General features: G+C 59.0%; 27 protein-coding genes. 2 read left to right on the top strand and 25 right to left on the bottom strand.

The window, feature by feature from the left end; genetic code table 11:
- Positions 1 to 397 precede the first annotated feature (397 nt).
- Positions 398 to 628: a helix-turn-helix transcriptional regulator gene (locus LPA36_RS29600; protein WP_407674285.1), complete on the top strand. Its 231-nt coding sequence runs from the start codon at positions 398 to 400 to the stop codon at positions 626 to 628.
- A gap of 136 nt (positions 629 to 764) precedes the next feature.
- Here LPA36_RS29600 and LPA36_RS14780 read toward each other — a convergent pair whose 3' ends face one another.
- The 12 genes from LPA36_RS14780 to LPA36_RS14725 all read right to left on the bottom strand — a co-directional run bounded on the left by LPA36_RS14780 (position 765) and on the right by LPA36_RS14725 (position 10326).
- Positions 765 to 1187 (bottom strand): hypothetical protein, encoded by a 423-nt coding sequence (locus LPA36_RS14780; protein WP_228877762.1) that lies wholly within the window; start codon positions 1185 to 1187, stop codon positions 765 to 767.
- Positions 1188 to 1655: 468 nt separating this feature from the next.
- Entirely contained in the window at positions 1656 to 3005 is a 1350-nt protein-coding gene (locus LPA36_RS14775) for a phage major capsid family protein (protein ID WP_228877759.1), read from the bottom strand.
- Positions 2999 to 3229, bottom strand: coding sequence for a hypothetical protein (locus tag LPA36_RS14770; RefSeq protein WP_228877756.1), 231 nt, complete (start codon positions 3227 to 3229; stop codon positions 2999 to 3001). Before LPA36_RS14770 ends, LPA36_RS14775 begins: the two co-directional genes overlap by 7 nt.
- A 116-nt stretch (positions 3230 to 3345) precedes the next feature.
- Entirely contained in the window at positions 3346 to 3714 is a 369-nt protein-coding gene (locus LPA36_RS14765) for a hypothetical protein (protein WP_228877753.1), read from the bottom strand.
- Positions 3711 to 5924, bottom strand: a complete 2214-nt coding sequence (locus tag LPA36_RS14760) for a tape measure protein (protein ID WP_228877750.1) — start codon at positions 5922 to 5924, stop codon at positions 3711 to 3713. The genes LPA36_RS14765 and LPA36_RS14760 overlap by 4 nt, the downstream gene beginning before the upstream one ends.
- A 40-nt stretch (positions 5925 to 5964) precedes the next feature.
- The gene (locus tag LPA36_RS14755) at positions 5965 to 6213 is read right to left on the bottom strand and encodes a hypothetical protein (protein ID WP_228877747.1); all 249 of its coding nucleotides are present in this window, start codon (positions 6211 to 6213) and stop codon (positions 5965 to 5967) included.
- Positions 6214 to 6275: 62 nt separating this feature from the next.
- Positions 6276 to 6878 (bottom strand): hypothetical protein, encoded by a 603-nt coding sequence (locus LPA36_RS14750; RefSeq protein WP_228877746.1) that lies wholly within the window; start codon positions 6876 to 6878, stop codon positions 6276 to 6278.
- Positions 6879 to 6890: 12 nt separating this feature from the next.
- The gene (locus tag LPA36_RS14745; protein ID WP_228877745.1) at positions 6891 to 7235 is read right to left on the bottom strand and encodes a hypothetical protein; all 345 of its coding nucleotides are present in this window, start codon (positions 7233 to 7235) and stop codon (positions 6891 to 6893) included.
- On the bottom strand, positions 7232 to 7996 hold the full coding sequence (locus tag LPA36_RS14740; protein WP_228877744.1) for a helix-turn-helix domain-containing protein: 765 nt from the start codon (positions 7994 to 7996) through the stop codon (positions 7232 to 7234). The genes LPA36_RS14745 and LPA36_RS14740 overlap by 4 nt, the downstream gene beginning before the upstream one ends.
- 42 nt (positions 7997 to 8038) lie before the next feature.
- Positions 8039 to 8311, bottom strand: a complete 273-nt coding sequence (locus LPA36_RS14735) for a hypothetical protein (protein ID WP_228877742.1) — start codon at positions 8309 to 8311, stop codon at positions 8039 to 8041.
- A 147-nt stretch (positions 8312 to 8458) separates the two neighbouring features.
- Positions 8459 to 9082: a hypothetical protein gene (locus tag LPA36_RS14730; RefSeq protein ID WP_228877739.1), complete on the bottom strand. Its 624-nt coding sequence runs from the start codon at positions 9080 to 9082 to the stop codon at positions 8459 to 8461.
- Complete coding sequence (locus tag LPA36_RS14725; RefSeq protein ID WP_228877734.1) at positions 9079 to 10326, bottom strand: tyrosine-type recombinase/integrase; 1248 nt, start codon at positions 10324 to 10326, stop codon at positions 9079 to 9081. The genes LPA36_RS14730 and LPA36_RS14725 overlap by 4 nt, the downstream gene beginning before the upstream one ends.
- Positions 10327 to 10643: 317 nt before the next feature.
- On the opposite strand from LPA36_RS14725, the gene LPA36_RS14720 reads away from it, so the two are divergent.
- Positions 10644 to 10781 (top strand): hypothetical protein, encoded by a 138-nt coding sequence (locus LPA36_RS14720; RefSeq protein ID WP_228877732.1) that lies wholly within the window; start codon positions 10644 to 10646, stop codon positions 10779 to 10781.
- A 3-nt stretch (positions 10782 to 10784) separates the two neighbouring features.
- Here the strand turns inward: LPA36_RS14720 and LPA36_RS14715 are convergent, their stop codons facing one another.
- The 13 genes from LPA36_RS14715 to LPA36_RS14655 all read right to left on the bottom strand — a co-directional run bounded on the left by LPA36_RS14715 (position 10785) and on the right by LPA36_RS14655 (position 23159).
- Positions 10785 to 12608 (bottom strand): hypothetical protein, encoded by a 1824-nt coding sequence (locus LPA36_RS14715; RefSeq protein ID WP_228877730.1) that lies wholly within the window; start codon positions 12606 to 12608, stop codon positions 10785 to 10787.
- Between the two features lie 37 nt (positions 12609 to 12645).
- Entirely contained in the window at positions 12646 to 13332 is a 687-nt protein-coding gene (locus LPA36_RS14710) for a hypothetical protein (RefSeq protein WP_228877727.1), read from the bottom strand.
- 2 nt (positions 13333 to 13334) lie between these two features.
- A complete protein-coding gene (locus LPA36_RS14705) occupies positions 13335 to 13559 on the bottom strand; it encodes a hypothetical protein (RefSeq protein WP_228877726.1) in 225 nt (74 codons plus the stop codon).
- Positions 13556 to 14131: a hypothetical protein gene (locus tag LPA36_RS14700; RefSeq protein WP_228877724.1), complete on the bottom strand. Its 576-nt coding sequence runs from the start codon at positions 14129 to 14131 to the stop codon at positions 13556 to 13558. The genes LPA36_RS14705 and LPA36_RS14700 overlap by 4 nt, the downstream gene beginning before the upstream one ends.
- Positions 14128 to 14610: a glycoside hydrolase family 108 protein gene (locus tag LPA36_RS14695; protein WP_228877722.1), complete on the bottom strand. Its 483-nt coding sequence runs from the start codon at positions 14608 to 14610 to the stop codon at positions 14128 to 14130. The genes LPA36_RS14700 and LPA36_RS14695 overlap by 4 nt, the downstream gene beginning before the upstream one ends.
- The gene (locus LPA36_RS14690) at positions 14603 to 14791 is read right to left on the bottom strand and encodes a hypothetical protein (protein WP_228877720.1); all 189 of its coding nucleotides are present in this window, start codon (positions 14789 to 14791) and stop codon (positions 14603 to 14605) included. Before LPA36_RS14690 ends, LPA36_RS14695 begins: the two co-directional genes overlap by 8 nt.
- 20 nt (positions 14792 to 14811) lie before the next feature.
- Positions 14812 to 16803: a glycosyl hydrolase family 28-related protein gene (locus tag LPA36_RS14685; RefSeq protein ID WP_228877719.1), complete on the bottom strand. Its 1992-nt coding sequence runs from the start codon at positions 16801 to 16803 to the stop codon at positions 14812 to 14814.
- A 194-nt stretch (positions 16804 to 16997) separates the two neighbouring features.
- Positions 16998 to 19397, bottom strand: a complete 2400-nt coding sequence (locus tag LPA36_RS14680) for a lytic transglycosylase domain-containing protein (RefSeq protein WP_228877717.1) — start codon at positions 19395 to 19397, stop codon at positions 16998 to 17000.
- Positions 19394 to 20845: a hypothetical protein gene (locus LPA36_RS14675; RefSeq protein WP_228877715.1), complete on the bottom strand. Its 1452-nt coding sequence runs from the start codon at positions 20843 to 20845 to the stop codon at positions 19394 to 19396. Before LPA36_RS14675 ends, LPA36_RS14680 begins: the two co-directional genes overlap by 4 nt.
- A gap of 117 nt (positions 20846 to 20962) precedes the next feature.
- The gene (locus tag LPA36_RS14670; protein WP_228877714.1) at positions 20963 to 21730 is read right to left on the bottom strand and encodes a hypothetical protein; all 768 of its coding nucleotides are present in this window, start codon (positions 21728 to 21730) and stop codon (positions 20963 to 20965) included.
- Positions 21731 to 21733: 3 nt separating this feature from the next.
- Positions 21734 to 22261, bottom strand: a complete 528-nt coding sequence (locus LPA36_RS14665; protein WP_228877712.1) for a hypothetical protein — start codon at positions 22259 to 22261, stop codon at positions 21734 to 21736.
- Positions 22258 to 22818 (bottom strand): aspartyl/asparaginyl beta-hydroxylase domain-containing protein, encoded by a 561-nt coding sequence (locus LPA36_RS14660; protein ID WP_228877710.1) that lies wholly within the window; start codon positions 22816 to 22818, stop codon positions 22258 to 22260. The genes LPA36_RS14665 and LPA36_RS14660 overlap by 4 nt, the downstream gene beginning before the upstream one ends.
- Complete coding sequence (locus LPA36_RS14655) at positions 22818 to 23159, bottom strand: hypothetical protein (protein ID WP_228877708.1); 342 nt, start codon at positions 23157 to 23159, stop codon at positions 22818 to 22820. The genes LPA36_RS14660 and LPA36_RS14655 overlap by 1 nt, the downstream gene beginning before the upstream one ends.
- Position 23160 lies beyond the last annotated feature (1 nt).

Raw genomic sequence — 23160 nt, 5'->3', positions numbered from 1 at the left:
CTGCGCCTCGAGCGGCGTGGGATGTGGGCACCCTGCGATCGCCAGGACGCTCACGTGGTCTTGTCTATGAACGGTTCGCGTTGCAACGAGACTCTCCTTTTTGTAGCCGATTTGAGAGTCAAAAAACAAAAAAGCCGTTGAATCTCTTTTAGATTCAACGGCTTTTTATTCATTTCTGGCGGAGAGACGGTCATTCTAATTGAAGGCTCAAACCGCCTATCTATAAAGGCTTTGCGCATTTTACAGCGACCTTAGCCCACAATCTAGCACCCAATTTTCCGCCGTCTCACGTTGTCTGTTTTCGACGTCTTGAACAGCGCCAGATATCGAAATCACGATAGAAAATGATAGGTCACAAAGGGGTATGCTTATCCGCATGAAATGCCGATAGAACGCGATGATGCTCAACGATAAACCGCCACTGGATATCAGTACATTGCCCGGTGAAATGATGTTGCGGACGGCGGATGTGGTGAGGATCATCCCGGTGTCAAAGTCCACCATATCGCGCATGGTGAAAGAGAACCGGTTTCCTCAACCGTGGCGCGTCAGTAATCGCCTGATGCTATGGCGCGTAGACGACATTCGCGAGTTCATACGGAAGCAGTTTCCGCCGGCTACCCGATAGAAAAACGCCCTCATGTGTTGCCTAAAAAATAGGCAAATAACGAAATTAGAGCCTTTCGCTGCCTCGCCCCTTCCCCTACCATTCGCTTTTCACGCGGACGGTTTCCAGCCGGATGATGCGGGCGGGAAACGGCATTTCACGCGAGCAGGTCGTCGCCCTTCGCGCGCCGCTTCACTGGACGCGTGGGCACATCGATACGGCGGTCCACACGATCGCGGCGCGTCGATGGCGCGAGCCGGAGCAAACGCGAAAAGGCAAGCACGCAGTTCCGCAGTCCGGAGATTTCGCGGGCGAGCGAGCGGGCCATGCGTGCCGCGTTCTCGTCGGGCGGCATTGCGGGCAACGCCACTTGCGCCTCGACGAGCTTGCGTAGTTGCGCCACGGCTTCGCAGAACGTCTCCAGCGCTGCACGGTCACCTTCGGCCCAATGATCGGCGGTAGTGGCGGCGATCACTTCGCGCCACACCGTTTTCGCGTCCTTCGAAAGGCGGCGGTGCGGCTCCCACGGGTCACGGTCCCTCTTCAGCACGATGACATTGGCTTCGTGACGTGTCGCCATGATGGGTCTCCAGAAGCGGGCCCACTCAAGCAAGAATTCCTGCTCAAGCGGACGGTGTAGCGCGGCGCATGTGCGCTCAATTTTGAGCACGCATATTCGCGCCCACTTGCGGGCCGGTCACAATGGGATTGCGGCGGGTTGCAGCCACATCATAGCGCGATGCTATCGGGTGTTTGGGTCGATTTAGGGCGACTTTTGGAGGTTTTATCTTTCGGGGAAGCGCCGCCCGGTCCGCGCCGCCGTGCCGACCTCGGAGGCATCCCCCCCGGCCCGATTTTCCCGCCCCATCGATCGGTGCGGACAAAAAAGAAGCGGTGTCAGGCTGAAACCGCTTCACCTTGCAGCATCTTCTCTACCTGTCACCCAGCGGACCAGCGGGTCGCCAGCTTGACGTGACGTTCATAGCAGCCACCTGAGAATGACCAGCATCGTCACGGGCCTGACAAGGTTGCCGGAAGAATTACCGGATCACCACGTCACCTCCGTGATGCCCTGAACGCCGCCGTCAGCTAACCGTGTCCAGTCCGCTTCAACGATCAGGCGCAGCGCCGACGTTGCAGTCTGAAACAGACTGCGCGTCGGGGCTCCTGGTGCGCCAGCACCATCGGTGACGGGCGGCACGGGCGGCGTGTCGAGTTCCACCAGCGTGGCCGATGATGATGGATCAATCGCCGGTGCACCGATCGCCACGGCTACTTCATTGCCATCGATCAGCAACACCTGGTCGACCGGAACGGTGACGCTTTGCCGTACCGGATAGTTGATCAATCGGCTCTGTGCCATCGAAGGGAACGCGAGTTGACCCGTTGCGGTGATCAGCATGGACAGTGCGATTGCGTTCTGCGGATGCATGATCCATTGCGGCTTCGCTCCACACCGTGCGGCGAACATGCGGGCAATTGCCCCTTTCAGATCGGTCTGGATCGCGGCGGGCGTGGCACCACTCGACGGCACCAGGTTTGCGGCGGGCAGTCCGGCCAGCAATCCGCCGGGTGCCGTATCGGTGATCCCGGCGGTTGCAGAAAGAAAGACCGAATCGAGTCCTTCGGCGGTGTCACCAATCAGGCCGCTTCGGATCACGTTGACAACGTTCGGACTCGAGTGCCGCGCGAGTTCGTCACTGTAGGTGCCAATGCGTCCCGCCACGAACGGCCTGAGCGTGGCAGACGCGAGCGACAACGCACCAATCGCGATCGCCGTGCCTTCCTTGCGAAAGAGCGCCTGGAGATTTTTTGCACCGGCACCGCGGGAACGGTACGGGATGACGATCTTCGATGCAGTGTCGAAAGTGAAACGCTGGCAATCCAGCGCGCCCAAAATTGAAGCGGCGGCCAAGTCAGCGTGAAAGCCTGCGGTGATCTGTTGCGTGAGTTCCTGAGCCCACGTTTCCGTCGTTGTTCCGGCGGGCGATTGCACCGCACGCAACACGCTTGCCCCGCCTTCGGCAGTAGTGAACCGGGCTTCGCGTTCGTCCGGCGTTCGTCCGAACAGTTCTCGAAAGACTTCATTCGGGTTCGCGTTGCCGGAAAGCGCGCCGCGCGCGATGACGGTCGCGCCGCGCCAGAACATTTCGTATCCGGCGGAAAGCGGTGGCAGTTCACGCACGACCGACGAGCCCGGATCGGCATTATCCGTGAATGAGCGTTGCAGATCGCCCATGCGCTGTTGCGCCTCGTATGCGTCAACCATTGAATTGACTGTGCGTGTAATCAATTCGAGTTGTTCAAGCTGCGCGTCGGTGGGATCGCCCAAGGTAATTCGTGCGACACCGCTTTCGAGTTGGCGTCCGCGCAAAGTAAGCACTGATCGTGTCAGCATGATCCATCTCCCTGAACGTGGCTTTCGAGAATCAGGCGCGCCGCACCGTTGGGCTCAACCGATACATCGAGCCGCACATGACGGCCGTGTCCGGCAGTAGTGACAGCACGAACAGCTTCCGCAAGTGATTTGGAAAGCGACGGCTGCACACTGGCGGGGGGATTTGGACTGACCGGCGCAAGCGCGCCGCCGGTCGCCGGAATGCGGGTAAGAGTGGTCGACATGGTTTGTCTCCCTGTTTGATGTGAAAACGTTGATTCCGGTTGTTGGCAGCGGCCAGGGGTTGAAAGAAGCGAACGGTGCGGGCTTTTCGGCAACGGCGGTTGCAGCCCGCATCCATTCATCGGAATTTCAGTTTCGTGTGTTCAGCGTGCTGCGACTCGTCTGCTGCGGCTGCGGTTACCGCCGCGTCATGATCCGCCTGGGTCCAGGGTTTGGAATAGGACTGCGCGACGATCACACCGTCGCGCTTCACGATCAGGATTTTCACATTCATGTGCGGGCAGCGGTGCAGCACTTCACCGTCGCGTATCGCCATCGCATCGAGTCGGGCCACAGCGGTGCAGTTATAACAAGGTACCGGCGCGGCGTGCGGGGGCAGCGGCATAGCGGACATATCAGCCTCGTATGCATAATTTGCATGACGCCATGCTACGCCGCGTCGCCGTGCCGTTGAATGATCTTCACAGAAATTTTCCAGTACGTTCAATGCCCCTGCCGGGTGAGCCCGTAGGTGTTGCGCATGGTCTTGTCCATCGTGCCGTCGCTCATCATCGTTTTTACCTTCCGCTCCATCAAAACTTCGATCGTGCGCGAGCCGTCCGTGTTGTCTTTTGTGGTGGTGGTCACGGCAGTTTGATCCGCGTTGTTGTTGTTGATGATGATTTCCACGGGCGAAGCAGCCATGACCGCATTCACGCCCAGGCTTCCGCTTGTGGTGCGTGTGAGCGGCATCACCGCTTCCGGTCCCGCTTCACCCATCAGGCCGATTCCGCGTGCCATCGGAAACACCGTGGGGCGTGTGATGATGGTTCCCTTCGCATAGGTCTGCACCCCGCGTTGCCATACGCCGCCCAGCGCCTGGGGCGTGGCCGGAGTTGTCGAATTCCATCCCGGTAGCGCGGACAGCATCGCGCGCGCAAACCGTTGAAAAACATCGGACAGCATCATCTTTGCCATCGTTTTCAGCATCGATTCAGCCATGTCGGCAAACGATTTCGATGCGGCGGAACTGCCGTCGACAATGTTGTTCACGAAATCACTGATGAAGCCGTTGCCCGCGTCGATCATCGCCTGTTGCCACTTTTGCAGATCGGCTCCGCCTTCCTTCGCGGTCTTGTTCGCCTTGTCCAGGCCGGATGCGAGTTGTTCGAATGCATCACCGTTGATTTTTCCCTGTGCGAGCAGATCGAACAGAATTTCAAGCTTGCGCGGGATTTGATCGAGTTCCGTTTGCGTGGCAATCGCAGATTGCCGGAATGCTTCGAATGGATCAGCGGCGGCGCGCAGCTTTTCCAGTTCATCGGAATAGGTTTTGAAAAGCGTGGTGCCTTCCTGACCGGCAGCGGCCAGGTCCTGCAGTGTCTTTTCGAAATAGGCCATCTTTGTCGCGGCCTGATCGGATGCTTCCGCCGTTTTGAAAATGTCCTTATTCCACTGATCGAACACGTCGAGCTGTTCCTTCAGTGCCTTCGTGTGATCCTTCGTTTTCTTCGCGGCCTTGTCCTGATTCGTGCTGATATCCTTCAGCGTGCCGGACAGTTGACGGCCGGCAGTCGCGGCCTTCGTGGTGGTTGCGGTGTTGTCATATAGCGTCGATTCAAATTTTTTGTAGTTCGCGTCGATGCCGGCGACTTCGCCTTTCCATTGCGTGAATATGCCGGTGACGGAACTGAAGTTGCCGGTGACGATCGCATAGGCCGCTTTCGCGAGCGCGCCCACGGAAGAGAGCGCCGCCTGAAGAATCGCGGAGAAGCCCGCCACGATATCGACCACGCCCTTGAACGCGGCGCCCAGCACCGTCACGGTTCCCTTCAGCACGGACATGGCGAGACTGGCGTCGTCCAGTCCCGTTTTCCAGAACGCAATCAGTTTCGAAATATCCTGCATCCCTTCGGCCAGCGTCTTGCTGATGCCGGTTGCCTTGTCGAATGACGAAAGAAAATCCGTCATGTCCGCTTCCATGATGTTGAGCGATCGCTCAAACGTCATCGGGATTTCAGCGAACTGTGCATTGATATCCTGGGTTGCCTTCAGCAGCGATTCAGCCATCACCTTTGAAGTGACCTTGCCCTGCGAGGTCATCTCGATCAGTTCACCGACCGACACGTGCATCTGTTTAGCGATTTCCTTCGCCACGAGTGGCACGGATTCCAGGATCGATTTGAAGTCCTGGCCCTGCAATTTGCCTTTCGCGAGGCCCTGCGAGAATTGCACAAGCGCGCGTGATGTTTCATCCATCGACGCACCGGACACGGTGCCCAGCTTGATAAAGTTTTCAGCGAGTTGCGCGATCTGATCATTCGATCCGCCCATTTCGGTCATGCCGATGGACAGCTTTTGAATCGCACTGGCGGTCTGATCGAGGTTCGCGCCCGTGCTGCGCACGATATCGAAGGTTTGCTGCATCATGTCGCCAGCACGTTCTGCGGAACCGAGCAAAGCCTTAAACGATCCGTCAAGCTGGCGGATCTTGTCTGACGCTTCCACAATCGCGCCCACGCTTTTGATCGACGCATAGGCGGCGGCGAGCCCGGCGGCCACGCCCTTGATTGCACTGACCGCGCCACTGAATTCCTTTCCGAACGACGCCATGGAGTTTTGCGTGTTCTTCGCGGACTGACTGATCTTGTTCAGTTCAGCGAGTGCCTGATCCGCTGAAACGGTCAGCTTGTATATCCGTTCTGCGTCATCTGCCATGATCCACTCCCGGTTTCATGTCGAAACAATACGCTTTTACTCAGTTTTCCTGACTGTCATTTTCATCACCACACTTGAACACGGCGACAATTTCATCGAGACGCGGCGGCGATTTCTGCGCCGGGTCGGTGTGGATACGCGTCATGAAGGTATCGCGGGACACATAGTCCGCGAAGCGGGAAGCCAGTTCATGCGCGTCGTGCCGCGCCTCATTGGGGTCGCCGTATTCCCGCGTGTATTCGCCGCGTGCATGCGCGCCCTGCCCCGCGTCGAAGCGCGCGGTGATCACGAAGCGCTCCGGATCATCGGCGGCGGTGATCAGAATATCGAGCATGATCCTGCGCATCGCAGTCATTCGTCGTCGGTGCCGGTGCTGTCATTCATGACAAGCCGCAATACGCTGCTATTGCTTTCAAGCAGACCGTCAATCTGCTTCGCCGTCATGCCGGGCAGCAGCGCTTCGGGCGACGGCAGCGCGGCCAGAAAGGCTTTGGCGTCGTCGGTCCCGAGCAGTCCCGCCAGTAACTCGGTTTGTGTCTGCGCCTGCCAGCGTTCGACGCTCAGTTTCGCGTCTTTCACGGCAAGGTCAATTTTCGATGCGGCCAGCTTGCGCAGTTCGGCACGACGCGCAGGAAGCGAGTAGTCGCCGCGATCAACAAATCCGGACCTGAAAGACGGCCGGTTTTCAAGCGGGATGCCTTCGGCCTTGCAGATGCGCAGCAGTTCGGCGTCGGCCTCCCGCCCGACTCGCGCAGCGTGATCGACCAGTTTCGCCCAGCGATCGTCGTCGGCCTTGTATCTCGCAGATAGCTGCGCCTCCGTTTCAGCACGCAGCATCGCGGCCCGCTTGTCAATGTCCGCTTTCGCGACTCGGGCACGCAGTCGCACCGCTTCGCGCAGTGTGTCGCGTTCCTTGGTGGTCATTGGTGCGGATGCGGAATTCGTTTCACTCATGTCCGTTCTCCTTCAGGTCGTGACGCGCCGGTCAGTCAACCGGCGCACTTGGTTAAGCCACTGCATCGCGAGCTTCGACGCTTCGCTGTTCTGATGCCGGTCCGGGTGTGCACACTGGATCAGGCGACGCAACGTGCGATCGTCAGGCAGCAGCGCCGTCACGTTCGCAAGCTGCGCGCGCAACGCTTCGCGCTCGCGTTCGAGTTCGCGGATACGCTCCACAAGCCGTGCCTTTTCCGGGCTTTGGTCCCATGCCTTTGCAAGCTGTTCAGCGCGCCAGCACGGCACGCAACGCGTCATCCACGGGCGCTCACGTTCGAAGGCGCGTGTGCACGTCGCGCAGAAGGCGACGGTCACGGTTTCACCTTTCGGGCGGTGTGTTGCACTGCGGCGCGCATCAACGCGATAGCCTCTTTTGATGCGACCGGTTGCGGGGTTTTGCCGATTTCAAATTCATCGTTTTTTTCTTCGTCACCGGCAGTTACGGTAGGCGCGTAGCGCGCGTCCGCGCGCGTGCGTGATAAGTGGTGAGGCGTGCCGTTGACGACTACTTTTTCTTTTATATTTTTCCCTTCTTTTGTTCTGAGGTGCAAATCTGCACCTATTTCACCCCCTGTTTTTGCACCTGTTTCCGCATCAAAATTGCACCCATTAGGCCGGTTGAATGGTGTCGAATCTGCACCTGTTTCGCCGGGTTGAACGGAGTCTGCGGAATGACCATCTGTTTTGTTCGCGGGCGCATCGTTTTCGCTTTCATCTTCGCTGTCCAAACCGTTCTTGCGCTGCATCAATTCCGCGTGCCGATTCTTCACAAAAATTTCCATTGCGGCGCGCGTAGCTTTTCTCGGCGGAATGGCCACGCGATAGACAATGGTCCGGTTTGTGTAACCACAACGTTTGCCCGTATCGACCAGATAACCCCAATCGCGCAGCATCGCGACCGCCCGCAACACCACACGGCGCGTGGCGTTGGTGCGGATCATCAGGGTTTCGATAGTGGGAAACGCAAGTTCAGTCTCGTCGTTTGCCATTTCTGCCATCTGCATCAGGACAGGATGGGATTCGCCCGTCCATACCATGCAGGCGGCGGCGATGACGTGTCTATCAGCCATCATCATGTCCCCTCCGAAAGGGTGAGCGAATCCAGCGAGGGGGACGGGTTACGTGGTGGCGGGTTCGACTTTCAGCTTCGCCGCTTTCCGGCGCGCAGCCGGACGCGCATCTGCGAGTGATTGCACCCATTGCGCCAGTTCGGTGACGAGCCAGCGCGGTTCACCGTTGACATAGAACGGTTGCGGAAAACCTTCCGTTTTCTGGATGCGATAGGTTGCCGGAATGCTCCGGTTCAGAAAGATGGCAAGTCCACCACGGTCGACGCTGCGAAAATTGGCAAGCGGGTCAACGTCGGTTTTGACTTTGATACGTGCGGCCATTTTGATTCCCCCATGTCCGAACCTGATAGAAGGTTCAAGGTTGATATGGGAGATTGAAGTTCATGCAAACGATGAAAACAACGGACGGCAAGCGGCTTGCCGGTATCCGAACACCGGAAACCGATATACCGCCAAGCGGCTTGGCGGTCAGTCTTTCCAGGTCGCTTTCACGGCGAGCCATCCTTTCGCCGTAAGCCTTTCTCCAAAACGTTTTCGCCAGGGTTTCGTGGTTTCCACGGCGGCATAACGGAGCGCCAGCTTAAGCGCGGTCTCCCGGCGTCGCGTGATTTTTACCGCCGCCAGCGCTGCATAAAATTCTTCGAGACTGGCATATAGATTGATCGAGCGTTGCCATCTGTGCCACAACCGCCCGCCTTCATCAATCTGTTCCTGCGTCAGCTTCGGCGCATGTCCGCCCTTTGAGGATCGTTTGCGGTGCGCGCCCACTTCGGCAACCGCTTCCCGCTGTTCCATCACCTGTCCGGCTGTTTGCGCGTAGTGCGCGAGTGCCTGTTCGACTTCATTGGCGAGCCGTTGCGCCAGTTGGACGGCTTGCGGATCACCAGCAATCGCGGCTTGCGCCGGTGCGGCGCGCAGATAGCGGACCAGTTCAAACATTCCAGGCGATATGCCCGTAAGTTCGAATCCAGGCGGCGGCATGCCGTCGACAGCATCACGATGCAGTTCCAGCACGCGTTGCAGTTCGCCAATGCTTTGGCACTCGACGCCCAGAAAGGTCAGCGGGAAGCCTTTTTCCGGGTGTGCCATCATGCGCCCCGCTTCGCGTGGATGGGCGTCACCACAGCCTGGGGAGGTTCGGTATCGATGTAGTCTGCCCAATCCTGCATTAGCGCCGCACGCTTGCGATACAGGTCCCCGCGCCGGTAGGCCGCGTCGACCTTCGAATCGATCGCATGGGCGAGTTGCAGACGGACCGTATCCGGTTCATGCGTGGTTTCTTCGCGCGCCCAATCGGTCAACGTGCTTCGGAAGCCGTGCGCCGTCACCTCACCCTTGTGCCCCATCCGGTCAATGAGTTGCAGCATCGCCATGTTCGATAGTGGCTTTTCGGGCGTCTGCGATGGAAACACATACGTTTTGTCCCGGCCTTGCTGCGCTTTCAAAAGAGTGACGACCTGGCGCGATAGCGGCACCGCATGTTCTCCATTGCCGGAAATCTTCATTTCGGCAGCGGGAATTTTCCAGACCGCGTGATCGAGGTCGACGTGATCCCATCTCATTCCGATGGCGTTCGCGGTACGCGCACCGGTCAGCACGCAGAGTTCAAGACAGCGCGCAGCCGTTGCGGGCCGTTCGCGTACCCGCGCCATAAAGTCGTGCATGCCCGTATAGGCAAGCGCCGCATGATGCTGAACCTGTTTGGAGGGGTCACTTTCCTTCACCTTCTTCTGGCTTGGCAGCAGGTTCTTCAGGCGCTCCATGTCCGCCGGATTCGCGCCTTCGCGGAAGCCCTTCGCCGCGCACCACGCAAGCACAGCGGCGATCCGCTCGCGCAGTCGGGAAGCGGTTTCGATCTTGGTTGTCCAGATCGGCGCGAGCACGTCAACAACGTGATTTGAATCGATCAGCTTCACGTCGACGTCACCCAGGCGCGGATAGACATAGGTCGTGAGCGTGTTTTCCCATTGCTGTTTGTGTTTCGGGCTTTTCCATTCTGCCGCCCGCATGGTGATGACCTTCGCCGCTGCGTCGCGAAACGTAATCGCGTGAATCACTTCGAGCCGGGCATTGCGCGCGAGCTTTTCAGCCAGCGGATCGCGCCCTTCCCGGCGCATCCGGGCGATTTCGAGCGCAGCGGCGCGGGCCTCTTCGAGACTGACGACCGGCCACGGCCCGAGCCCCACGGCCCGGTCGAATCCGGCTGCATCGCGATATCGGAAAATCCAGGACTTCGCCATCGGCCCGCGCACCTGGAGATACAGGTTGCGGCCATCGCCGTGACGACCGGCCTTCGCCGTCTGAATCTTGTAATCCGTGAGTCTGCCGCCTGCCATTTTGTGCCCCCTCGGGCCGATCCAATTCAGCCCACAATCTGAGGGGTATTATATGCCAGAACGTGATAGTAGATGATAGAAAGCGAAAAACCCGCACAGCCTTGACTGGTGCGGGTTTCAGGGGTGTCCGCCTTGACTGGCGGGGCACTGCGGAATGAGGGCCTGGCGGAGAGACGGGGATTCGAACCCCGCCAAACAGACCGTATACAAAGGCTCTCACGCGCCGTGCTGGCAGAAACCTGTCATTCCAGGAGGGGTAGTTTTCGGGACGGCCGTCGCCCCTGTTGTAATATCCCACCCGTAAACCGGAGAGACCCATGAAACAGCTCAAGGTCGCCGCCGCAGCAATCGGAATCGCCATCTACATCGCGCTCTTCTGCGTCGCCTTGAAATTGCCCCATGACAGTCAGTGCATCAGCACGGTTGCGGTTCCTTGCCCGACCGCGCAGAGATAATCGTCAGACCGGATTTCTGATAGCGATATCGTACGTCGCACCCTCGGCGATCCACCGATAGCCCGGTATCTCAAACGGACATCGATCGGTCGGGTACCGCTTCGCAATGACCAGCAAATCCGGATGCCGACGTTCGGCGACATCCGCCAGCCCGCGATAACTGTCCGCCAGATAGAGCCTGTTCTGCGCCGATGCGCCCTCGAAGATGACAATCGGTCTGTTGATCTCGTTGAATATCCCGATGGTCTTTGGCGTCTTCGAATCGAGGTCGAGCTTAAGCGGTGCGACCTCGGCTGCGATACCCGGGAAATTCTGCATCATCCTGTCCAGCGGTTCATAGGTAATCGCTCTGTCCAGAGCATATTCGAACCTGTCAGGCGCGTTCAAGTCGCCCGGCGTAAAGCACATGTAGAAGTCGAAAGCCGCCGCACTGGCCACGACCAGACACGCCAGCACCCGAGCGGGGAGCGGCAGACATAAAAGCGCATCCGCCAGGGCGACAAGGCCAACGATCGCGAGAATGCTCACGAAGGGCAGGAAATAGCGGAAGCCCCACACCCGTGCCGGGATGACATAGGCCGCTGCGATGATCGAGACGATGCTGAGTAGCACGACGGCCATCTGCCGTCCTGTCAACGTTAGACGGCCCGAAAGCAACCCCACCACAGACAGCCACCCGGCGACGCCGAGGCCCGCGGTGAGCGACGAGCTGAGCAGTACACCGCTGTTCGGAGGGAAGAAGAAAAAGCCAACGGACCGCTCGCCGATAATGGAGATATTCATAAGCAACGTATTGATGCCCGGATCCGGCGCCTCGGTGCTGACCCGCGCAAAAGGGTGACCGAACATAAAGAAGTTGGCGATGTAACGTGCGAGAAGGATCGCAGCGGGCACGAGAGACAGCGCCATAAATGCGGCTGCCCGGCGTGTGCGAAGCTTCCACGTCACCATGACCACCATCACAATCGCCGCGCCCGGAAGCACGGATATTTTCGCGCCTGCTGCCAGTGCGAACCACACGGCCGCTACACTCAGCGATAGGACCGTGCGGCGCTGAATCATGCCGATCGCCATGATGACGCCAACGCAGGACAGCAGGTCGCCCTTGGTCACCGCGGCGAGCCCGAGAAACGCAGGCGACGTTGCCATCAGCAGGCCGGCCATCGCAGAACCAAACTGGCCGGCGCCGAACTGTCGAGATGCCCACATCGAAGCGAGCGTCGCGACGACTAGAATCTCGGCATTACCCATCAATGCGCCCTGCAGCGTGTTCGTCGAAAGCGCGTACACCAGGGCATTCAGTTCGCCGTTCCATTCACTGGCGAAGATGTTGACCATGAGTGTCGGCATATGCACGAACACGGATCGATAGTTCATCCATAGGCCAATGCGCACACTGCCGTAGGTCTGCGCGTCAAGCGAGAAATCGAACAGCAACATGCAGCGTATAGCCCACAGGATCAGCGGGATCGCGAGCACGACAGCGATAAGCACGGTCGAGGGTGCGGGCCACTTGAACCGGATGCGGCGCGTGAAATCGCCGACTACCCCGAGCCCGAACAGCGACAGGAGGTAACTCCAGATCGCGTGCTTTGACAGCGCCCCGAATAATGACAGGATCATGATGAGAACGGTCTGAGCGATCTGAACCGCAAGCCACGTATGCAGCCATACGGAAAGACGATCCGGGATCCTTCGACTTGCCACCGTCGACAGCATCGTGACGGCGGCCAGTTTGACGATCAAGGCGATGAGCGCTGTGGGATTCGAAAAATACGGAAGCAGCGCGGCGGGATTCAAAAGATACGGCAATGACCAAGCGACCATGATTTATTTGAGTTATCTCGGTCGCCGGAGTATAGCGCTACCGTCGGCGTCTGGCCGCTATGTATCCGGTAGCGGTACAGGTACTGACCGAGAATGCAGCGAATCCGACCAGATAAACGGTCGTCGTAGATGCAATGCTTATGCGCGTGGTAGGCGTCACGGCAGACGGCGCATTTCCCGCCACATTATTCACAGAAGGGCTTAGCGTATAAAAAGGAATTGCCGGTAACGTGGCTGCCGTTGTATTGATGCCCCCGGCGGTTTGCGAAACCACAGTAGTTCCTGCCGGCGTATAGTAAATGTTTCCCGATACGTCCCAATCCCCCGCAGTCAAACTGATGCTCGTGATCGTGGCGGCTACGCTGCCAGTCAGAGGTACGGCCGTGCCGGTCGCCGTCACAAACTCCCCGACGCTGCCGGCCGCCGCATTGCTGTTCGTCGCCACGCCTGTGATATTCGGCGTCGTGATCGTCGGCGCCGTCCCCAGCACGATACCGCCCGAGCCAGTGACCGTAGCGCCTAGAGCCGTTCCGACGCCAGTCCCAAGTCCGGTCAACGAGGAAACAGCAATGCCGCCCCATGCCGGCGCCGACGATGCGCCAGTCGAGACGATTGCCTGCCCGGACGTCGAGCCTGCGGGATTGAGCAACTGGATCGGATTGAGCGTCGCGCCAAAAGCGATCGAGGAAAGCGCGAGCAGCGCGATAGAGAGAAGTCGTTTCATTTTCAGTCCTTGATGACAGCGCGTTTTCCCTCTGCCGCATCGATCGACAACTGGCAGTGGTTCTTCTGGAAGAGATTGAGGAAACGACACAGCACGCAGCCCCACGTCTTTCCCTCGTTCATGGCTTTGCCGGCCCGGCTGGAAATCGTTTCGCCCGGATCGCCGCCAGTCAGCGTATTGCCGAACTCGTCGAGCAGGATCAGGAAATTCCAGAGGTACTGTTTCATTGCTGCCCTCCTGGCGGAGTGGATTTCGCCAACAGGTCGTTCACCTGTCCCGTATCGCTGGTCGAACCGAAGTAGAACGACAGGACGGCCTTCGCTTCGCTGAACAGGTAGCCCATAACGGTGCCGACCATCGTCGCTTCGGTAGTGTTGGCATAGCTGACCTTCCCCATCAGGATCGCGCCCGCTGCGAACAGACTGCCGCCGATGATCAAGCTCGCGAGAATGGGCGCCATCATGCTCTTGGTGCTGACCTGCATATCGCGAGCGCTCACCCGGTCCTGAACCGTCAGACTCGCCAGCGTCTCGGTATCCTTGAAGCCTGCGGTTGCCATCGCGACGGCATAATCCTGATCTGCCTTTCGCATTGCGGCGAGTTGCTCTGGAGTCGCGCCGCTGATCGCCGCGGCGAGATCGGCCTGCCGATCGTCAGTAGATGCATCCGGTTTCGCTGTGATCCCGAAGACGCTTTCGAGCGCCATGATTGCCCCGCCTACTAGTGGGCCGCCCAACGCAGTGCCAATCGTCGGTGCCAGCGTCTTGACGACGTTCAATGCACTTGTCCAGCCGCTCATGACGCACCTCGAATCAGGTTATTTGCAATGCGGTTGGCCCAGCCATGACCGAAGGTGGGCCAGGTGGGAAGATTGCCGAGATATTGCAGCCGGTACGCATCGAAACGCATGATGATCTTCAGCGGATCAGCCGCGCGCACCGCTGCAATCGTGATGGAGCCGATCACCCCGTCAGCAGTGACACCTGCAGCCTGCTGGAGCCACTGCGCCGGATGGCCGCCGTTATAGGCCGCATCGAAGATCTGAAATCCGATTCGCGGGTCGAACTGATCGCACTGATACGGATCCCAGTAGAACTTCTTCGCGATCGCCTTCGCGGTATCGAGCGACAGGTCTTTCATATCGCCGGTAAAGCCCCATCCGTGCGCGACGCGGGCCGTGATACCCCACATCGTTTCACCGCCGGGATCGGCCGGATTGTCGGAATAGCCGCCCTCATTGCCGATCAAGGCAGTGAAGGCATCATCGAAATTAGACATTCCGCTTCTCCTTGAAGAACTTCCGCCATCCCCATATCAGCTGCGAGATGATCAGCGCCACGGTGAGAATCGTGACGATATGAGCTGAGTTCGGATCAGTGACCCAAAGCCACCACGAGCTGCCGATGCCTGTCGCGCTGATAGCCCCGTTTGTGCTGGCCCCGACGATTTCCTTGTGCATTGTTTTTCCCGTTCTATGGTCTATATGTTTCCGGTCGCTTCCCACGTCATGGCTGCGGCTCCGCCATTCGTCGTGCCCACTGCGTTCAGCGTGAAACCGGTGAGCGATACACCTGACGCGAATCCCGCGATGCCGCCCCCTGCCGATGAATTCGGCTTGCATGAAACACGGGGAACGGTTTTATAGGGAGTCGGGAACGTGACCGCCTGAGTGCCGAGGAAGCTCGATCCATAGCCGGTCGACGTCGTTACGCTCGCCGATCCTGACTGCAGGCCATCCGACTGGAAGACGGATGTGCTGGAATTCGATACCGGAAGAGAAATGCCGGCTGTAGTGGGGAGGGCATATTTGCCGTTAGCGCAAGCCGCACCAAATGCCAGACCGACAGGCGAACCGCCATTGCCAATAATCGTTGTGGCGCCAATGGCGAAATTCGAAACCGCGCTTAGGAGAATGCCCGCGCCCGAACCCGGTGCAAGCGAAATAACCACGTCGCCTATTGTGACGTTCGAGAGGAAAGCATTTGTGTCCGTCGTGATGCCGCTACCAACAATCGCCATCTGAAGATCGGAAATGGCGATGTTTTGGAAGCTTTGTGTACCTGACGCGCGAGAAAGACCAATCGCTGAACTGGTCATGTTCTCGATAGAGCCGTTGCTGATGATCAGATCGCCAGTTGACCCGTTGTCATTGAGCCCAAGGAAATAGCCGAAACCTCCGCCATTCATCTTGAAGTTGTTCAGCTTCAGGCCGCCGGACGCAGCCTGATAGACGGCGATCGCGCCCGGTGCCCCTGTATTGAAGTGTGTGCCGCCACCGATCGAGGAATCGCCCGAATCGGCGACGTTATTATTGTTGACGTAGACGCCCTGGACCGTGTAGCCAAGGAACTTGCAATTCATGATCGACCAGAGGCTCGCCCGGGAGAACATCAGCGCGGTCGGGTGACCGGAGAACCAGACGTTTTCCCACGTCGAACCCTGATTTTCGAACGTCGCCGGATTGACGTTCATGCCATTGCCGGCCGTTTTTCCGGCTGCGCTGATCAGCAGGAAGTCTCTGAAGAGATAGCCGCCCGGAACCGGAACCTGCCCTTGTGCGGTCAGCAGAATGGTGTCGCCATTGGCCGTATCGGTCGAGGTCAGCACCGTCTTGCTCGGGCCGTCGCCGACAATACCGCCGAGCGGGATCGTCAACGTGCTGAATTTGTACGTGCCAGCCGGGTAGTAAATCAGATTGCCGGTGGTATGCGCGGCCTGCATGGCGGCCGTGTCGTCGGTCGCACCATCACCCTTCGCGCCGAAGTCCTTGACGCTCACGACGTCGCGCAGTTTGCTTTGCACCGTGCGCCGCACTGCCGCCGCGCCAGCCTGCAGGAATGACAGTTTGCTGCTGTCGATGTTCGCGCCGGCCGCTACGGTCGCGTCAGTGACTGAGCCATTGGCAGGAATGCCGACAGTAACCGTCGTCCCGATTTTGACCGTAACTGTTGTGACGCCGACCGGAATCGGCGAGTTGAATGTCAGGGTCGTGCCATTGAGCGAAGTGATGGTTGGATCAGCTTGATACGTACCATCGAAGAAAATCCATGTGTTGGTGATCGAACCAGCGCCAGCGGTCAGCGTCAGTTGCGTCGTGGTTCCGGGCGTGAAATCCGTTCCCGCAACGAAGATGTCGTCGACGAGGTTGCCAGTCAAGCCAGCGTTGGCATCCTCGGTGATCTGATCCCAGATGAGATTGTTGAACTGGTCGAAGACGACCTGACGATAGACGCCAGAGCCCCAGATCAGCGCCTGACCGCTAGCGTCGAGCACAATCGGCTGCGTGTTCAGGATCGTTTGCGCCGGGTCCTGCCATGTGGCTTTCGGCGTGGAAGTGTTCGGGATGTAAAAATAAACAGTGCCGCCAGCCAATGGCTTACCATTGCTGTCGATGAACTGCGATTTTGCATTCGGCAGAATTGTGGCCGTCATTGCTAGAACCCCGAGCAGATGGCGCGATGCGCCGTTCAAACAGGCTTTCGCCTGCCTGTCTCTGCCCTCGGGAGACGCTTTAACGGGCACCTACCGCCATTTAGGATGGCTAGACCATGATTGACTATCTGCAATCCCTGATCACAATCATCATCCGGGACCATTCCGCCCAACTTGGCTTCATCGCACTCGCATGCGGCATCGCCTTCTGCAAATCGTTCAAGGACGCATTTCTAGCGGCCCTGCGGCCTTCCGTTGCCGCCCAGCGACTTGACTCCACCATTGACGATGGCTGGGTAAAGGAGACGCTGCAAACCGGCACTGGACGCGAATGGGAGCGCTCGACCGGCTGCACCGTTGAGCGCAGGCGCGGCCATTGATGGGTTCAGCATAAGACTTGCCACCTCGCTCTGAATCGCCTCGTTATGCGTATTCATCAGCGCACTCAACCCCGACCCGAGCCGCGCGCCAATAGCGCCGCCCACCGCAGCACCCGGTGCGCCGGCTACTCCATATCCAGCCAAGCCTCCTAGCGCTCCTCCAACGGTTCCTGTCGGCAATTGCCCCGCAAGGGCGCCAAGTTTCCCGGGCAACACACTGCGCATCATCTGTTGCGTCGCGAGGTTCTGGGCGGTCGACGAGCCGGCCGATCGGCCAAGTCCGGCATTCGAAGCCCGAAGCAGATCATCGCGAATGCTTTGCAGCGCTGTAATCTGATCCGGCGTCACCGATTTCGCGGTATTGATACCCGGCTTTTGCTGGAGTTTCTGCATCTGGGAAAGAGCGTTTTGCACCTTGGCAAGCGTCACATTCCCCTGCGCGTCCGTCAGATTCAAAGATTGCAGATACTGCATCGCGTCGATTGGGCCCGACTGCTGCGCGAACTGAGAACGCGCCTGTGCGTATCCGTCGATGTTGTCGTCCATCATCTGGAGCAACTGATCCTTCACACCAAGGACGTTTCGAGCCTTTCCTGATTCGCCAGCGCGCATGGCGGAATCGATCTGGTCATCAAGGGACTGCTTGACGTACTGAAGGCCCTGACCGGAAACATAGATCTGCGGGGTTCCGGCCTGACCGCCCATATTCGCGTTCGCGCGGTTCTGCGTAACGGTCTCGATTGACGAAATGCCCTGGTTTTTCGCCATCTGTTGCGCTTCAGCGAAGGCCTTGTTAAACGCGGGCGTCTGTTTCAATGCCGCATAGGCAGTGTTCGTCGTCGGGATGCCAACATTCGTCGCCAGATAGTTGTCGGCCGCATCCTGGGTGCGGGCTAGTCGGGCTGCGGAGAGTTCTTCCGGTGTGCCGGAAATTCCACCGAGTGCGGAAAGGCGAGCCGCCGCGTTCTGCTGCTCCTGTGCGACGAAAGGCGACGGGTTCAGATCGCGAATGGTTCGTTGAAGCGTTGCGATACCGGGATTGGCAGTGGCTTCCGCAAGCGTTGGGGAAGACCCCGGAACGATCTGCGACAGATCGAGCCCGGATGGACCCCCGCGCGCGGCTTGAAAAACGATGTCTCGCGCGATAGCCTGCTGACCGTTCTGAGTAAATGGGCGCACCAGTGAGCCGAGAGCATTGCCTGCGTATTTCCCTGCGCCGACTGCACCCGCCACCGCAAAAGGAGAGGCGATGCCTAGCAACGAGCCGATGCCGACCTGCTGAAGCTTATCTGCTCCGTAATTCTGGCTATCCGGCGAAACCGGCGCGGTCGCACCCATTAGGCCGCCGCTGACCGCGCCGCGCGTGGCGAGGCCAAGCATTCCGGTGCCAGCGGGCGCAGCGATCATCAGCGGCGCAGTGGCCGCCATTGAGCCGGCGATGTTGCCGGCGCCAGTAGCAATCGGATGTGCGGCCGAGTACGGTGCCACTTCCTGCGCGCCGTGCGTGAGCCCCTGATTGGCATCATTCACGAGCCAATCGCCCATCCCATTCAAGCCGACCGCTTGCGCACCGTGGCCGAGCAACTGTTGTGCGCCGAGTGCGGTTTCCTGCACGCCGCGGCCCATGCCGGCCAGAAACGACATTGCACCGCCCGGCTGTTCTCCGGCAACTTGAACCGGCGCGGCCTGCGCTTTCGGTGCAACTGCCGCGGGCGCGGCGCTCTTCGTGAATGCGGACAAGATTGCATCATCCGATTGCGGATCCTGTTGACCGGGCACCGTTGCACCGCCCTTGGCGAACTGCTGGAAAATCGCGTCGTCGCTCTGCGGCGCCCCAGCGGCTTGCGCAGTCGGGATACCCGGAAGTGTGGCCGGTGCGGCGGGAGCCTGCTGTGCACCGATTCCGGCAGCGGCAAGCACCTTCCCCGGGTACGCTGCCGTTTGCGGCCCCCATTGCTTCGGATCGTCTCCACCGACGTAATGGGTGAGAGCCGTCGGAACATCGCCGAATCGGTCGAGCAGTTGGGAGAGCAACTGCGCGCCACCGTAGATGTTCTGTTTCGGATCGGTCGGGTCAGTGATGCCGAGCGACTTGTAATTCGACGGCATGATCTGCATGAGGCCAGTCGCGCCGACGCCGGATTGCGCGTTTGGCTTGCCGCTCGATTCCGTCGCGATTACGCCGCGGATCAGCGCGGGGTCGACGTTGTACTGCTTCGCCGCTGCCTGAATGATGTCGTCGTATTTGCTCACCGCGGCACCCCCGAAGCGGGCAGAGGCGCGGCCATTGCGGGCTGCACCGCCGGGCCCGGAGCAGCCGAAGCCGGTTGCGGCATTTCAATCACACCGCTGCGCACGAGATTACCGAGGTCCGACTTGAACTTCGTGAGTTGCGTCGGCGACTGGCGTGCGATGAACGCCTGCTGCTGTGCAGGGCTCATTGACGTGAACGCGAACGCATCGGGATTCACCGCCTTGTTCCACTGCGACTGCCACTGGTTAAATTTGTCGGTCGTGAGGCCCGAGTTCTGGAATGCATAGTCCTGCGCCGCGCGCATCTTCTCGGCGGCCATCGTCTTCGCAAGAATGTCTTCATTCGCCAGCTTCGAAATGCCCGGATTGGCGTTTCCGGTGACAGCCGCATTCAGCCGCGCGTCCGTACCGGTGCCAAGCGAGCCGGAGACCGACGACGCGTAGTTCGTCAGGATCTTCTTGAACTCGTCATAGTTCTGGACGTCGCCGGTAAAGCCAATCTGCTTGGCCACATCTGGCGCGAGTGCATTGAAGAACGACTTCGCCTGGTTGCGCCAGTCAGTTCCGGGGCCGGTGTTGATGCCGGACAGTGCATCGCGCGCCTGTTCGAGCAGGTTGAGACGCATCGGCACATCGGCTGCGGCATCGTGCAGCTGCTGAGCGGCCGCGTTAGACGTTGAGCCTTGCGCGCTTTGTGCAGCAGATGCGGCCGGCGTGAGACCGGTTGCAAGGAAGCCGCCAGGAGCGCCGGGCGTACCTTGCGCACCGCCCTGCGGGTTCATGCGTCCCGTATAGCCTTGGCCACCGCCCTGACCCACAGTCGAACCGAGCGGCACGGTCCCGGGTTCGCCATTGGGACCGACAGCCGAGATACGCGAAGCCGCCGCTTCTGGCGTCAGCGTGTTGTTCAGGGTGCCCGCGACCGACGGCGCGCCGGTGAGCGGATTCTGCGCGACGAGTTGCGTCTGTCCGCCGGTGTTCACCGCCGAAAGCTTCGGCATCAACGCCTGAATTTTTGCCTCGCCCGAAAGCGAATTGATGAGGTGGTTCTGGATCCACGAAGCCTGCCCCTGCGCATCGCCGGGAATCGATTTGATTTCGCGGATACCTTGATCGAGCGGCAGCAGTCCCGCGTTCACCGCATCCGAAATCTGGCCCGCGATCTTCGTCGACATGTCGGCTTTTCCCATGTCCGGATCGACCGCGAGAGATCCGATCATCCCGCGAATGCCTTGCTGCTGCTTGAGCGCGAGCTCGAGCTTGCCGGTGTCGTACTGCAACTGCGAATTGCGCTGCTGCGCGATCTGACCCATGAACTGAGGCAGAAACGCGCCCGCGCCGTTCTGGCTCGCGAGCGTCTGGAGCTTATTGAAATCGACTTGGCCCGTTGCGGGATCGACAGACTGCGCATACGCCTGAGAAATCGCCTGATTAGCGTTCAACTGCATCGAGTTCTGCCGTAACGCGAGCAACCCCTGCGCCGTCTGAATGGGCTGCTGAAGTGACTGAAGTCCAATTTGAGGCGCTTGCGCTTGAAGAGGAATCGAAGGATCGATTGGCATCTTTTACCCCGTATATCCGGCGATTAGATCCTGAGGCGTGCTTGTTCCTGATGCGCTTGAATTGCCATAGAAGGAAGTCGGAGAATTTTGATTCAATAACGAATATAGAAGCCCTTGTTGACCAAGGGATCCAAGAGCACTACTTGCAGCATTCGAAGCCCCGATCGTGCCGGCCGCCTGCGCGTTTGCGCCCGAGGTCAGGAAATTGCCAGCGGTATTCGCCGTCTGAAGGCCCGCGTTCCCGACGCCGGCCGCTGCGTTCTGCCCGAGACCGACGAGACCCGATAGGCGGTTGTATTGATCGGACTGCATGCCGTAGTTCGTCTGGAAGTTCTGGAGCGCGTTCTGATACTGCTGCTGATACGTTTGATCGGCGAGGCCAGTCGTGAAGCTCGACAAACCCTTTGCCTGCGCGCCGGATAGATTCAGTCCCTTCGCAGCGAGCGCGTTATTCGTGTTCTTCATGCCCTGCTGAAGCGTGAACTGATAACCCGGCGTCTGTTCGAGCTGCGCCTCGGTTGGATTGAACGAGAAATTCATGCCACCCAACGTGCCGAGCTGGGATTGCAGACCCGGAATCGAGTTCTGCCCCAATTGCATATACGGCTGCAGATTCTGCTGAAGCTGCTGGAACTGCTGCCATTGAAGTTGCGCGGCATTGTTCGCGGCGTCAGCCTGCGTTCCAGCTGCACTTTTTGATCCACTCGCACTAATAGCAGCGCCGCCGAGAGCCCCAGCAGCAGCGATTGCACCACCAGCGATTGCCACCATTTTTTAACTCCCAGACTCGTATCCGTCGAGTTCTGACGGCATGTTCTTGATCTTTCGCCGCTCGACCGTCATCGGAACACCAATCCACTTTTCATGAATTGTCTCGACCGGTTCAAAATCGAGGAACCGAAACAGCGCAGAAGCATCGTGTTTGACCTTGCTGCCCACCGCCCAGCGCTGTACGCCGCGGCGTTTCAATTCCTTCTCGACGAAACGGAACATGCGCACGCCGGCTATACCCGCGCGACGCGCAGGATCGACATAGAAAATGTCTGGCGAGCACGTCAGGCATGACCGGTAATGGAGACCCGGCGCAATGAAGCACACGAAGTACGCCGCGATCTTCCCTGCTTCGCGGCCGATCACCATCATCAAAGTCCCGTCTGCTTCCCGCGCGCGATAGACCTCGACGAGAGGATCAAGCGGGATGTCGTGATCCTTGTGCGTCGAAATCTCGCCGTAGTGCTCCTCGAAGAGCGGTAGCAACTCGGCGTACACGGACGAAAACGATTCGATGGAAAAGGTGATCATCTGCTGGCCTTGATGTCCATGATCAGGTGAATCCGATCATCTGCGCTGTTATTGAAAACTTCATGCTCTTGGGCATTATCGAACCACCAGACCTCTCCTGGACGCATGCATACGGTTTCATCCCCGGCGCGAAATGTGCTGCCCGGCAGTGATTGCAAAGCGATGTGATAACGATCGTAATATGCCGCATGAAAACCGCCATCAACATGCGCGTCTATCTTTCGGCCCGGAGCCAATCGGGTAATCAAACAGCGTCCAAGACGTTCCCCCTGAACTCTCGCCATCAATGCGAAAATAAGAGCGCGAGCCGCCGGAAGTTGGCTAAAGGCCGGATAGTTGATCGATTCATGTTCGTCAATTACATGCTTCGCATCTCCATCTTTCTCATAGAGCGAAAGGTCATTGAAGCGCAACCAGATATCCGAAACCTGCTTATGCGGCGTCTGCGGATGCGTGGTGCGGAGAGTGTTCTGATCCCAGAGTTGCGGACTTCTCGCGAGCTCCGCAAGTAACGGAATCACGTCGACGCCCTCAGCTATTTTGAGAAAATTTCGCATCAGCGAAGACCGCCCACTTGATAGACCTCAGCAGCCGTCGGCACGATCGGCGATGCCGTGTTGTTCGAGAACGTGATCGCCAACGTGTTTGCAGCGCTCACGCGCGCATTGACGATGCCGAGGCCGGCCTGCGAAGTCGGCTTCGACACATAGACCACGTCGCCGACGGCGAGGCCGGCCAGCGCGAACGTCTGTTCCGCCGTGGTGTTAGCCGCTACCGAAACCGGCGAAATCGTCAACGCCAGGTGATAGATCGAGGTGATCTTGTCCGCAGGCGCGGCCTTGAAGCTGATCGACTGAACGATCGGTTCGTCCGTTGCAACGCCAAGATATGCAGTCATG

This window comes from Paraburkholderia saeva (assembly GCF_907164555.1).
Lineage (GTDB): Bacteria > Pseudomonadota > Gammaproteobacteria > Burkholderiales > Burkholderiaceae > Paraburkholderia > Paraburkholderia saeva.
The sequence above is the reverse complement of the archived record's forward strand: the minus strand, read 5'-3'. Positions and strand labels throughout refer to the sequence as shown.

Bases quoted from the DNA above. Each gene is read 5' to 3' on its own strand.
- LPA36_RS14710 (WP_228877727.1), bottom strand. From the start codon at position 13,332: ATGAAACGACTTCTCTCTATCGCGCTGCTCGCGCTTTCCTCGATCGCT.
- LPA36_RS14770 (WP_228877756.1), bottom strand. From the start codon at position 3,229: ATGTCGACCACTCTTACCCGCATTCCGGCGACCGGCGGCGCGCTTGCG.
- LPA36_RS14715 (WP_228877730.1), bottom strand. From the start codon at position 12,608: ATGGTCGCTTGGTCATTGCCGTATCTTTTGAATCCCGCCGCGCTGCTT.
- LPA36_RS14670 (WP_228877714.1), bottom strand. From the start codon at position 21,730: ATGGTGGCAATCGCTGGTGGTGCAATCGCTGCTGCTGGGGCTCTCGGC.
- LPA36_RS14655 (WP_228877708.1), bottom strand. From the start codon at position 23,159: ATGACTGCATATCTTGGCGTTGCAACGGACGAACCGATCGTTCAGTCG.
- LPA36_RS14780 (WP_228877762.1), bottom strand. From the start codon at position 1,187: ATGGCGACACGTCACGAAGCCAATGTCATCGTGCTGAAGAGGGACCGT.
- LPA36_RS14720 (WP_228877732.1), top strand. From the start codon at position 10,644: ATGAAACAGCTCAAGGTCGCCGCCGCAGCAATCGGAATCGCCATCTAC.
- LPA36_RS14660 (WP_228877710.1), bottom strand. From the start codon at position 22,818: ATGCGAAATTTTCTCAAAATAGCTGAGGGCGTCGACGTGATTCCGTTA.
- LPA36_RS14695 (WP_228877722.1), bottom strand. From the start codon at position 14,610: ATGTCTAATTTCGATGATGCCTTCACTGCCTTGATCGGCAATGAGGGC.
- LPA36_RS14690 (WP_228877720.1), bottom strand. From the start codon at position 14,791: ATGCACAAGGAAATCGTCGGGGCCAGCACAAACGGGGCTATCAGCGCG.
- LPA36_RS14700 (WP_228877724.1), bottom strand. From the start codon at position 14,131: ATGAGCGGCTGGACAAGTGCATTGAACGTCGTCAAGACGCTGGCACCG.
- LPA36_RS14665 (WP_228877712.1), bottom strand. From the start codon at position 22,261: ATGATCACCTTTTCCATCGAATCGTTTTCGTCCGTGTACGCCGAGTTG.
- LPA36_RS14705 (WP_228877726.1), bottom strand. From the start codon at position 13,559: ATGAAACAGTACCTCTGGAATTTCCTGATCCTGCTCGACGAGTTCGGC.
- LPA36_RS14775 (WP_228877759.1), bottom strand. From the start codon at position 3,005: ATGCTGACACGATCAGTGCTTACTTTGCGCGGACGCCAACTCGAAAGC.
- LPA36_RS14730 (WP_228877739.1), bottom strand. From the start codon at position 9,082: ATGATGGCACACCCGGAAAAAGGCTTCCCGCTGACCTTTCTGGGCGTC.
- LPA36_RS14740 (WP_228877744.1), bottom strand. From the start codon at position 7,996: ATGATGATGGCTGATAGACACGTCATCGCCGCCGCCTGCATGGTATGG.
- LPA36_RS14760 (WP_228877750.1), bottom strand. From the start codon at position 5,924: ATGGCAGATGACGCAGAACGGATATACAAGCTGACCGTTTCAGCGGAT.
- LPA36_RS29600 (WP_407674285.1), top strand. From the start codon at position 398: ATGATGCTCAACGATAAACCGCCACTGGATATCAGTACATTGCCCGGT.
- LPA36_RS14735 (WP_228877742.1), bottom strand. From the start codon at position 8,311: ATGGCCGCACGTATCAAAGTCAAAACCGACGTTGACCCGCTTGCCAAT.
- LPA36_RS14750 (WP_228877746.1), bottom strand. From the start codon at position 6,878: ATGAGTGAAACGAATTCCGCATCCGCACCAATGACCACCAAGGAACGC.
- LPA36_RS14725 (WP_228877734.1), bottom strand. From the start codon at position 10,326: ATGGCAGGCGGCAGACTCACGGATTACAAGATTCAGACGGCGAAGGCC.
- LPA36_RS14675 (WP_228877715.1), bottom strand. From the start codon at position 20,845: ATGCAGTTGAACGCTAATCAGGCGATTTCTCAGGCGTATGCGCAGTCT.